Source organism: Gibbsiella greigii (assembly GCF_039540155.1).
GTDB classification, from domain to species: Bacteria; Pseudomonadota; Gammaproteobacteria; order Enterobacterales; family Enterobacteriaceae; genus Gibbsiella; species Gibbsiella quercinecans.
The window spans coordinates 401168-412096 of record NZ_BAABEM010000006.1 but is presented as its reverse complement, the minus strand read 5'-3'; the positions used below and the strand labels follow the sequence as shown (position 1 = coordinate 412096).

The following is a 10929-nucleotide window of genomic DNA, read 5'->3' as shown; positions in this document are numbered from 1 at the left end:
ATTATTTAATCAATTTAATCATGGGCGGCGGGTAGAGCGCGGCGATTATCCAGCATGTCGCCACGCGCTGGTTTACAATCTGTTAAGGCGTGAAGCACCCGGAAAGAATAAAACCGGCTGAGTGGTTCCCTAAAGCGGGCGCAGCCTTTATTATCCTTAGTCACTTTGCTTAAGCTACGGCAACAAAACGGATTTCATGTATCAACCAGTCGCGTTATTCATTGGCCTGCGCTACATGCGTGGGCGGGCCTCAGACCGCTTTGGGCGGTTTGTCTCTTGGCTGTCCACCATCGGCATTACGCTGGGTGTGATGGCGTTAGTCACCGTGCTGTCGGTGATGAACGGTTTCGAAAAGGATCTGGAAAGCAATATTCTGGGCCTGATGCCGCAGGCGTTAATCACCAGCCAGCAAGGGGCGATCGATCCGCAACGCTTCCCCGCCGCCAGCCTGCAAAATTTGCAGGGCGTCACCCGCATTGCGCCGCTGACCACCGGCGATGTGGTGCTGCAAAGCGCCCATAGCGTGGCGGTGGGCGTGATGTTGGGCATCAACCCGGACGAACCGGATCCGCTCACGCCTTATCTGGTCAACGTGAAGCAGCAACAGCTGCAGCCCGGCCAGTACAATATCATCATTGGCGAACAGCTGGCCGATCAACTGGGTATCAAACGCGGTGAACAACTGCGCCTGATGGTGCCGAGCGCCAGCCAGTTTACCCCGATGGGGCGTATACCGAGCCAGCGTCTGTTCACCGTGGTTGGCACCTTCCATGCCAACGGCGAAGTGGACGGCTATCAACTGCTGGTCAACCAACAGGACGCATCGCGCCTGATGCGCTACCCGGCCGGCAGCATTACCGGCTGGCGCCTGTTCCTGCAACAGCCGTTGTCCGTCGATGTTCTGAGCCAGCAAACGTTGCCGCAGGGAGCGAAATGGCAGGATTGGCGCGAGCGTAAAGGTGAGTTGTTCCAGGCGGTGAGCATGGAAAAAAACATGATGGGGCTGCTGTTGAGCCTGATCGTGGCCGTGGCCGCCTTCAATATTATTACGTCGCTTGGCCTGCTGGTGATGGAAAAACAGGGCGAGGTCGCCATTTTGCAAACCCTGGGGCTGACACGGCGCCAAATCATGGCGGTGTTCATGACCCAAGGGGCCAGTGCCGGGATTATCGGCTCGCTGCTTGGCACGGCGCTTGGCGTGCTATTGGCCTGTAACCTGAATACGCTGATACCGGTGCTCGGCATCCTGGTTGACGGCGTGTCGCTGCCGGTGGCGGTGAACCCGTTGCAGGTGGCCGTCATCGCCGTATCGGCGATGGCGATATCCTTGCTGTCCACGCTTTACCCTTCATGGCGCGCTGCCGCCGTACAACCCGCTGAGGCTTTACGTTATGAGTGACCATCTTTTGCTGCAGTGTGACAGCCTGTGCAAGACCTATCAGGAAGGCAATCTGCAAACTTCTGTGCTGCGCAACGTCAGTTTTGCCATGCAGCCGGGTGAGATGATGGCGATTGTCGGCAGCTCGGGTTCCGGTAAGAGTACGCTGCTGCACCTGCTGGGCGGGCTGGATTCGCCCACCTCCGGCGAGGTGGTTTTTAAAGGGCAGGTGCTGAACAAACTCTCTTCCGCCGCCAGGGCCGAGCTGCGCAACCGCGATCTGGGCTTTATCTATCAGTTCCACCATCTGTTGCCCGATTTCACCGCGCTGGAAAATACCGCCATGCCGTTGCTGATTGGCGGTATGAAGCCGGCGCAGGCGCAGGACAAAGCGCAGGAGATGCTGGCGGCCGTCGGGCTGGATAAACGCAGCGGGCACCGCCCTTCAGAGCTTTCCGGCGGCGAACGCCAGCGTGTGGCTATCGCCAGGGCATTGGTCAATAACCCGGCGCTGGTGCTGGCGGATGAGCCCACCGGTAACCTTGACCAGCGTACCGCCGACAGCATTTTTGATTTGCTTGGCGAACTTAACGTTCGCCAGGGCACCGCCTTCCTGGTGGTGACGCACGATCTGCAGTTGGCGAAACGCCTTAGCCGGCAGTTGGAAATGCGCGACGGCCACCTGCAAGCGCAGTTAACCCTGTTGGGGGCTGAGTAATGGCTGGTTTGCCCCTTTCACTGCTGGCCGCGCTGCGCTTTAGCCGCGGCCGTCGGCGCGGCGGCATGGTTTCGCTGATTTCAGTGATTTCCACCGTTGGCATTGCGCTGGGCGTGGCTGTGCTGATCGTCGGGCTGAGCGCCATGAACGGTTTTGAGCGCGAGTTGAACAACCGCGTATTGGCTGTGGTGCCCCACGGCGAAATCATGCCGGTTAAACCGCCGTTCGCCGGCTGGCAGCAGGTGCTGCAGCGGGTGGAAAAGGTGCCGGGCATTGCCGCCGCCGCGCCTTACATCAACTTTACCGGTCTGTTGGAAAACGGCGCCCAACTGCGGGCGGTGCAGGTCAAAGGCGTTGACCCACAGCAGGAAAACCGCCTGAGTGCGTTGCCGAAGTATGTGCAGGGCGATGCCTGGAGCCATTTTAAAAGCGGCGAGCAGCAGGTGATCCTGGGGAAAGGCGTTGCCGATGCCTTGGGCGTTAAAGAAGGCGCCTATGTGACGGTGATGATCCCCAACAGCGATCCACAGATGAAGCTGTTGCAGCCAAAGCGCATCCGTTTGCACGTTACCGGTATTCTGCAATTGAGCGGGCAACTGGATCATAGCCTGGCGATGGTGCCGCTGGCCGATGCGCAGCAGTACCTGGCGATGGGTGACGATGTCAGCGGCATCGCCATTAAGGTCAACGACGTGTTTGCCGCCAATAAACTGGTGCGTGATGCGGGCGAAGTGACCAACGCCTATGTGTATATCAAAAGCTGGATTGGCACCTATGGCTATATGTACCGCGATATCCAGATGATCCGCGCCATTATGTATTTGGCGATGGTGCTGGTGATCGGCGTCGCCTGCTTCAATATCGTCTCCACGCTGGTGATGGCGGTGAAGGATAAAAGCAGCGACATTGCGGTGTTACGTACGCTAGGGGCGAAAGACGGCTTTATTCGCGCCATTTTTATCTGGTACGGTTTATTGGCCGGGCTGGTGGGCAGCCTCAGCGGCGTGGTGGTTGGCGTCATTGCCTCACTGCAACTGACGAATATCATTAAGGCGATAGAAAAGATGATCGGGCATGCATTCCTGTCCGGCGATATCTATTTTATCGACTTTCTGCCCTCCGAGCTGCGCTGGCTGGACGTCGCCAGCGTGTTGGCGACCTCCATCGTGCTGAGCCTGCTGGCCAGTTGGTATCCGGCCAGGCGAGCCAGCCGGATCGATCCGGCGCGCGTGTTAAGCGGGCAGTAATGCTAAAACGGGGCTTCAGCAATGCGGCCCCATTTTTATTCCCTCGTCCGGCGGCGGCGCTGGGGATCTGGCCTGGGGTAAGGTTATGTACTACGGTTTCGATATGGGCGGCACCAAGATTGAGCTGGGGGTCTTTGATGCCAACTTGCAGCGCGTATGGCAGAAGCGGGTGCCGACGCCGTGTGACGATTATCAGCAACTGTTGGCGGCCCTGTGCGATCTGACCTTTGAGGCCGATGCCTTTTGCGGCGAGCAGGGCATGGTGGGCATTGGTATCCCCGGTTTGCCCAATGCCGATGACGGCACCCTGTTTACCGCCAATGTGCCCGCGGCCATGGGCCAGGCGCTGCCGCGCGATCTGGCCGCGTTAATCGGCCGCGAAGTGCGCATTGACAACGATGCGAACTGTTTTGCGCTGTCCGAAGCCTGGGATGAAGAATTTCGCCGCTATCCGATGGTGCTGGGCATTATCCTCGGCACCGGCGTGGGCGGCGGGCTGGTGGTGGACGGCAAGGTGGTTTCCGGGCGTAATTTCGTCACCGGCGAATTTGGCCACTTTCGTTTGCCGGTAGATGCACTGGCGGTGCTGGGCAGCGACATTCCTCTGGTGGCCTGTGGCTGCGGGCAGCGCGGCTGCATCGAAAACTATATTTCCGGGCGTGGGTTTGAGTGGCTGTATGCGCATTTTTATCAGCAGGCGCTGCCGGCCACGCAGATTATCGCGCATTATCAGGCCGGCGAACCGCAGGCGGTGGCGCATGTCGAGCGCTTTCTGGACGTGCTGGCGGTGTGCCTGGGCAACCTGCTGACGATTATTGACCCGCACCTGGTGGTGATTGGCGGTGGACTGTCGAATTTTTCAACCATTTATCAGGCGTTGCCACAACGCCTACCGGCGCATTTGCTGCGCGTGGCCAAACTACCCCGTATTGAAAAAGCACGGTATGGCGACGCCGGCGGTGTCCGTGGGGCTGCATTCCTCAATGTAGTGGATAGAATTAGATAAGGAGAGGTTATGCGCATTCGCCATCGGCTGTGCCGATTTCGTAAAAGCAAACACATGCTGCATCAACGCGAGCGATCGCGTATTTTCCACCGTGACACCATGGCGGCGGCCGAGCTGAAAAAGCCGTTTGTGGTGGTGCTGACCGGCGCCGGGATTTCTGCTGAATCCGGTATTCGCACCTTCCGCGCCGCCGATGGGCTGTGGGAAGAGCACCGGGTGGAAGATGTCGCCACGCCGGAAGGCTATCAGCGCAATCCCGCGCTGGTGCAGGCATTTTACAATGCCCGGCGCCGCCAGTTGCAAGAGCCGGGCATTGCGCCCAATGCCGCCCACCGCGCACTGGCGGATCTGGAAGAGTGGCTGGGGGATAACTTCCTGCTGGTAACCCAGAACATCGACAATCTGCATGAGCGCGCGGGCAGCCGCCGCGTGGTGCATATGCATGGCGAACTGTTGAAGGTGCGCTGTACCCGTTCCGGCCAGGTGTTTGACTGGCCGGGCGATCTTAGCGTGGACGATCGCTGCCACTGCTGCCAATTCCCGGCGCCGCTGCGGCCGCATATCGTTTGGTTTGGCGAAATGCCGTTACGGATGGACGATATTTATCACGCGCTGGCGAAGGCCGACTTTTTTATCGCCATCGGCACCTCCGGCCATGTGTATCCGGCGGCCGGTTTTGTGCATGAGGCGCGCCTCGGCGGGGCCTATACCATGGAGTTGAACCTGGAGCCCAGCCAGGTTGAAAGCCAGTTTGAAGAGAAACACTACGGCCCAGCCAGCGAAGTGGTGCCGAAGTTCGTGCATAAATTCCTGGTGGGTAAAATCGAGCGGGCAGACATACCTTAAGCGGTGCGATGCCGGGGAAGGGGGCAATGATCCCCCTTCCCGCAGAAAGGGGGACGGGGCGCTTAACGCCCGGCTTTCAGCTTCTGGAAGTAGGTTTCATACAGCGTGCTGGCGCTGCCGACGTCGTTCTGCCATTCGCCGTTTTTGATGGTTGCTTCATCCGGGTACAGCGACGGATCCTCGGCAATCTCTTTCGGCAACAGCTTGCGTGCGGTCAGGTTCGGCGTGGGGTAACCGATGGTTTTGGCTACCTGCACGGCAATTTCCGGGCGCAGCAGGAAATCAATCAGCTTCAGCGCGCCTTCCACGTTTTTGGCATTGGCCGGGATGGCCAGGCTGTCCATCCAGAAGATCCCGCCTTCCTTCGGCCAAACCACGGCCAGCGGCGTGCCGGCCTGGCGCGCAACGTACGCGGAGCCGTTCCAAATCATGCCGAGGTTGACTTCCCCTTCCATAAACGGGTTGCCTGGGTTATCGGAGTTGAACGCCACGACGTTGGGCATCAGCTTTTGCAGCTCGTTATAGGCGGCTTCAATCTCTTGCGGGTTGGTGGTGTTGCCGGAATAGCCGAGCTTGCGCAGCGCAATCTGGAAGACTTCGCGCGCATCGTCGGTCAACAGCAGGCTGTGCTTATATTCCGGCTTCCAGAAATCGCCCCAACCGGTGACGGTTTTCGGATCGATGGCATCGCTGTTGATACCGATAGCGGTGGCGCCCCAAATATACGGGATGGAGTAATCGTTATTCGGATCGAACGGCTTGTTAAGCAGGTTGGGATCCAAATCCTTGAAGTGGCTCAGTTTGCTCTTGTCGATCTTTTGCAGCATGCCTTCGTTGCGCATTTTGGCGATAAAATAGGTGGATGGCACCACCAGATCATACGCGCCGTCTTTATACGTTTTCAGCTTGGCATACATGCTTTCGTTGGATTCATAGGTGGAATAGATCACCTTGATCCCCGTTTCTTTGGTGAACTGGTCAAGCAAGCCCGGCGGTACGTACTCCGTCCAGTTGTAGAAATAGAGGGTTTTGCCGTCATCAGCGGCATTTGCAGAGCAAATGCTCAGTGCCATCATCCCGGCTGCGAGCAGATGTGACCACTTTTTCATCCAGCGTTTCCTTCAGCAGTTATGGTGCGCGTATTACGGTGCGGCATTGCGCTGTGAAGCGGTGCGCCACACCCCAGAGAGCGGCCATTATAGGTGGCGCGCCGTAGAGGGTAAAGCCGGTTGAAGCCGGTGCTGAGCAGATAAACCAACAGGATGTGCGGGGGGATAAGGAAACGGTGGCGCGGCAAAGAAACAGGCGCAGCGATCATCGCTGCGCCTTTGCGGTTCAGGCTGCCCGGGCGGTGCGATCGCGCATGATTAACTGGCTGGCCAACACCAGTGCCAGCGACAATATCAGCAGGATGGTCGCCAGTGCGTTCACCTCCGGCGAGACGCCGACCTTCACCATAGAATAGATCTTCAACGGCAGGATTTCGTAGCTTGGCCCGGTGACGAACGACGAAACAACCACGTCGTCCATCGACAGGGTGAAGCTCAATAACCAACCGGCCGCCACCGCCGGCATCGCCAGCGGCAGAATGATTTTCCGCAGGATGGTGAACTCGCCCGCGCCCAGATCCCGTGCGGCTTCCAGCATTTTCACGTCGAAGCCCTTCAACCGTGAATACACGGTGACCACCACAAACGGCAGGCAAAAAGTGATGTGCGAGAACAGCAGCGACCAGAAGCCCAGCGAGATACCCAGCAGCATGAACAGCACCAGCAGGGAAATCGCCATCACGATATCCGGCGACATCATCACCACAAACAGCATGCCGCTGACGAACGGTTTGCCGCGAAAGCGGTAGCGGTAAAGCGCCACCGCGGTCAGCGAGCCGATCAGCGTGGCGAAGGTGGCGGAAAGCACCGCCATGGTCAGCGAATGGCCGGCGGCCTGCAGCAGGCTGTCGTTGTTCATCAGCGTGCTGTACCAACCAGTGGTAAACCCTTGCCAAGTAATGCCGAAGCGTGACGCGTTGAACGAGTTGACGATCAGGATCACGATCGGGATATACAAATAAGCATAAATGATGGTCATAAAACCACCGCGTAGCAGGCGCCCGATCATTCCAGTTCCACCTTCTTGTTCAGCAGTTTAGCCGCGCGATAATACACCAGCAGCAGTAACCCCATAACCAGCGTCAGCGTGATGCTGGTTGCGGCCCCAAACGGCCAGTCGCGGATGTTAAGGAACTGGCTCTTGATGATGTTGCCGATCAGCAGGTTTTTGGCGCCGCCCATCAGATCCGCCACATAGAACAGGCCCATAGCCGGCAGCAACACCAGCAGACAACCGGCGATAATGCCCGGCATGGTCAGCGGCACGATAATGCGGATAAAGGTTTGCAGCTTGTTGGCGCCCAGATCGCGTGCGGCTTCCAGACAGGATTTATCCAGCTTCTCGATGCTGGAATAAAGCGGCATAACCATAAACGGCAGCAAAATATAGATAAGCCCCAGGATCACCGCCTCAGAGGTGTACATAATCCGCAGCGGCTTATCAATGATGCCTAACCCCAGCAGGAAGTCGTTTAAATAGCCGCGGGTGCTCAGGAACAGTTTCAGGCCGTAGATGCGGATCAGTGAATTGGTCCAGAAAGGCACGATCAGCAGGAACAGCAGCAGCGGCCGTACTTTCTCCGGCAGGCGCGCCAGGATAAAGGCGAACGGGTAGCCGATGATCAGGCAGCACAGCGTGGCGATGACGGCCATGTTCAGCGAATGCAGCATCACCTCGGCATACAGCGGATCAAACAGCCGGGTGTAATTGTCCAGCGTGAACACCATCTGTACCAGATTAGCGTCGTCGCGGGTCAGAAAGCTGGTGCCGATAATCATCAGGTTCGGCAGGAACACGAACAGCAGCAGCCAGGCCACTACGCCGGTGATCACCACATTCTGTAACAGCTTACGCGATTTCTTCATCGGCCAGCACCACCTCCCAGCTTTCAACCCAGGTGACCGCCATCTTCTGATCCAGCGAATGGTCAACGTCCGGATCGTCTTCGTTGAAGAACTCGCTGACCATCACCATCTTGCCGTTTTCCAGTTCGACCACCGATTCCAGCGTCATGCCTTTGTAGTTGCGCTCGCGCACGTAACCGATCAGGCCGTCGACATGCTCGCTGTCGTTGATCTCTTCCACGCGCAGATCTTCCGGGCGCAGCAGCACCTTCAATTGTTGGCCTGGTACTACCGGCAGGTTGACATAGATGTCGCACTCGCGGCCTTCTACGTTGGCGCGCACCCGTTGTTCGTCGATGCGTTGCAGTACCGTGGCGTCAAAGATGTTGATTTCGCCAATAAAGCTGGCGACGAACAGGTTTTTCGGTTCTTCGTAGATTTCACGCGGGCTGCCGTCTTGCTCAATGCGGCCGTCGCGCATCACCACGATGCGATCCGACATGGTCAGCGCTTCTTCCTGATCGTGCGTGACGAACACGAAGGTAATGCCCAGCTTGCGCTGCAGCGCCTTTAGTTCGTTTTGCATCTGTTTGCGCAGCTTGTAATCCAGCGCGGAGAGCGATTCGTCCAGTAGCAGCACTTTGGGCTTGTTCACTACCGCACGGGCGATGGCAACGCGCTGCTGCTGGCCGCCGGACAGGTGGCTTGGGCGGCGCTGGGCAAATTCGGCCAGTTGCACCATGTGCAGCGCTTCCTCCACCCGCGGGGCGATCTCCGCGGCCGGGGTTTTCTGCATCCGCAGGCCAAAGGCCACGTTGTCGAATACGCTCATGTGCGGGAACAGGGCATAGCTCTGGAATACGGTATTCACGTGGCGCTGCTCAGCGGGGATATCGGTAATATCTTGGCCTTCCAGCATAATTTTCCCGTGATCGAGGTCATCCAGCCCGGCTATCAGGCGCAAAACGGTGGTTTTACCGCAGCCGGAAGGCCCGAGAATGGTCAGGAATTCGCCGTCATTAATGGTGAGGTTGAGATCGGAGATGATCTCCTTGCCGTCGAACCCTTTGCTTATAGCATGCAGTTCAACGAGAGAAGTCAGAGAGGGTTTCTCAGTCATTTAGGGTGTCACTCTATCCCGTAGGCTAATGCAGATAGAACCGCTACTGGAAAAGACTGCGTGAGCTTGTAGGGTGAGCGTACCAACCCTTGCTGCTCAAAACCAGTGGCGCCGATCGAAATTTTAGAGCGCGCATGATAGACGTTGAGCGCATTAATTGAAAGCTGATCCCAGCCGTTCATCCGGTTTTTCATTATTTTATATATGAAATATGTCCGTTTTATGTGATTGCCGGGTAATAACCCATCAAGATGATTAATGATTTCAATTAATTCTGGTTAATAATGACCTGTCTCAATATTTGATCAGGATCGGTTCCGCATAATGAAACGCGGCATATTGAGGGCGGAACCATGGAAAAACTACTAGATCGCTTTTTTAACTACATCTCATTCGATACGCAATCGAAAGCGAATGTCAAACATGTGCCCAGCACCGATGGGCAGATGAAGCTGGCGCGCGCGTTGCAGCAGGAAATGATTGAGTTGGGGTTTGAACAGGTATCGTTGAGTGAGCATGGCTGCGTCATGGGGACGTTGCCGGGCAATGTCGCCTGGCCGGTTCCCGCCATTGGTTTTATTTCCCACCTGGATACGTCGCCGGACTTTACCGGGAAAAACGTCAATGCGCAGGTGGTGGAAAACTACCGCGGCGGCGATATTGCATTGGGCATTGGCGATGAGGTGCTGTCGCCGGTCATGTTCCCGGTCCTGCACCAATTGCTGGGCCAAACGCTGATCACCACCGACGGGAAAACGCTGCTCGGGGCAGACGATAAAGCCGGGATTGCCGAAATCCTCACGGCGATGGTGCGGTTAAAACAGCGAAAAATTCCGCACGGGGATATCCGCGTGGCCTTCACGCCGGATGAAGAAGTGGGCAAGGGTGCGCGCTTTTTTGACGTTGCGGCGTTCGGCGCCGCCTGGGCCTACACCGTGGACGGCGGCGGGGTGGGTGAACTGGAGTGCGAAAACTTTAATGCGGCTTCAGTAACGGTGAAAATCGTCGGCAACAACGTGCATCCCGGCAGCGCCAAAGGGGTGATGGTGAACGCGCTGGCGTTGGCCACCCGTATCCATCAGGCGTTGCCTGCCGATGAAACGCCGGAAAATACCGAGGGCTATCAGGGCTTCTACCACCTGCACGGCATCAAGGGCAACGTCGAGCGTGCCGAAATGCACTATATCCTGCGTGACTTCGAGCGTGATGGTTTTGAGGCGCGCAAACGCAGGATGATTGACGCGGCGCAACAGGTCGGCAAGGGGTTGCCGCGCGATTGCTATATTGAAGTGACCATTGAAGACAGTTACTACAATATGCGCGAGCAGGTGGCCGAACACCCGCATGTGATCGCGCTGGCGCAGCAGGCGATGCGCGATTGCGGCATTGAGCCTATCATGAACCCGATTCGCGGCGGGACGGATGGCGCGCAGCTTTCGTTCCGCGGCCTGCCGTGCCCGAACCTGTTTACCGGCGGCTACAATTATCACAGCAAACATGAGTTCGTTACGCTGGAAGGGATGGAGCAGGCGGTAGCGGTGATTATGCGTATTGCTTCACTGACGGCGGAACGGGCAAAAAACTAAGCGCGGGCTTTTTATCGCATTGGTCAATAACGCCGGCGATGGCCGCGCAGCTGCTTGCAGCAGCCGGTATTTAT

General features: G+C 57.4%; 11 protein-coding genes. 6 read left to right on the top strand and 5 right to left on the bottom strand.

What is annotated here, in order from left to right; genetic code table 11:
* Positions 1-196: 196 nt before the first annotated feature.
* From lolC to cobB, 5 genes are all read left to right on the top strand, one after another.
* Positions 197-1399: a lipoprotein-releasing ABC transporter permease subunit LolC gene (gene lolC / locus AC559G_RS05125; protein ID WP_498911745.1), complete on the top strand. Its 1203-nt coding sequence runs from the start codon at positions 197-199 to the stop codon at positions 1397-1399.
* A complete protein-coding gene (gene lolD / locus AC559G_RS05120; protein WP_498911744.1) occupies positions 1392-2096 on the top strand; it encodes a lipoprotein-releasing ABC transporter ATP-binding protein LolD in 705 nt (234 codons plus the stop codon). The genes lolC and lolD overlap by 8 nt, the downstream gene beginning before the upstream one ends.
* Positions 2096-3343: an ABC transporter permease gene (lolE, locus tag AC559G_RS05115; protein ID WP_498911743.1), complete on the top strand. Its 1248-nt coding sequence runs from the start codon at positions 2096-2098 to the stop codon at positions 3341-3343. Before lolD ends, lolE begins: the two co-directional genes overlap by 1 nt.
* 85 nt (positions 3344-3428) lie before the next feature.
* A complete protein-coding gene (gene nagK, locus AC559G_RS05110) occupies positions 3429-4349 on the top strand; it encodes an N-acetylglucosamine kinase (RefSeq protein WP_498911742.1) in 921 nt (306 codons plus the stop codon).
* Between the two features lie 9 nt (positions 4350-4358).
* Entirely contained in the window at positions 4359-5195 is an 837-nt protein-coding gene (gene cobB, locus AC559G_RS05105; RefSeq protein WP_279026570.1) for a Sir2 family NAD+-dependent deacetylase, read from the top strand.
* A 62-nt stretch (positions 5196-5257) separates the two neighbouring features.
* On the opposite strand, the gene potD is transcribed toward cobB, so the two are convergent.
* The 5 genes from potD to AC559G_RS05080 all read right to left on the bottom strand — a co-directional run bounded on the left by potD (position 5258) and on the right by AC559G_RS05080 (position 9451).
* Entirely contained in the window at positions 5258-6304 is a 1047-nt protein-coding gene (gene potD, locus AC559G_RS05100) for a spermidine/putrescine ABC transporter substrate-binding protein (RefSeq protein WP_498911741.1), read from the bottom strand.
* 226 nt (positions 6305-6530) lie between these two features.
* The gene (gene potC, locus AC559G_RS05095; protein WP_279026574.1) at positions 6531-7313 is read right to left on the bottom strand and encodes a spermidine/putrescine ABC transporter permease PotC; all 783 of its coding nucleotides are present in this window, start codon (positions 7311-7313) and stop codon (positions 6531-6533) included.
* Complete coding sequence (gene potB / locus AC559G_RS05090) at positions 7310-8170, bottom strand: spermidine/putrescine ABC transporter permease PotB (RefSeq protein WP_095844622.1); 861 nt, start codon at positions 8168-8170, stop codon at positions 7310-7312. Before potB ends, potC begins: the two co-directional genes overlap by 4 nt.
* Positions 8154-9269 carry a spermidine/putrescine ABC transporter ATP-binding protein PotA gene (potA, locus tag AC559G_RS05085; RefSeq protein WP_498911740.1) on the bottom strand — a complete coding sequence of 372 codons (1116 nt, stop codon included), beginning with the start codon at positions 9267-9269 and terminating at the stop codon, positions 8154-8156. The genes potB and potA overlap by 17 nt, the downstream gene beginning before the upstream one ends.
* An 8-nt stretch (positions 9270-9277) precedes the next feature.
* Positions 9278-9451, bottom strand: coding sequence for a hypothetical protein (locus tag AC559G_RS05080; protein ID WP_279026579.1), 174 nt, complete (start codon positions 9449-9451; stop codon positions 9278-9280).
* 171 nt (positions 9452-9622) lie between these two features.
* Between AC559G_RS05080 and pepT the strand changes: the two genes are divergently transcribed.
* The gene (gene pepT / locus AC559G_RS05075) at positions 9623-10855 is read left to right on the top strand and encodes a peptidase T (RefSeq protein ID WP_438597506.1); all 1233 of its coding nucleotides are present in this window, start codon (positions 9623-9625) and stop codon (positions 10853-10855) included.
* The last annotated feature ends 74 nt before the right edge of the window (positions 10856-10929 follow it).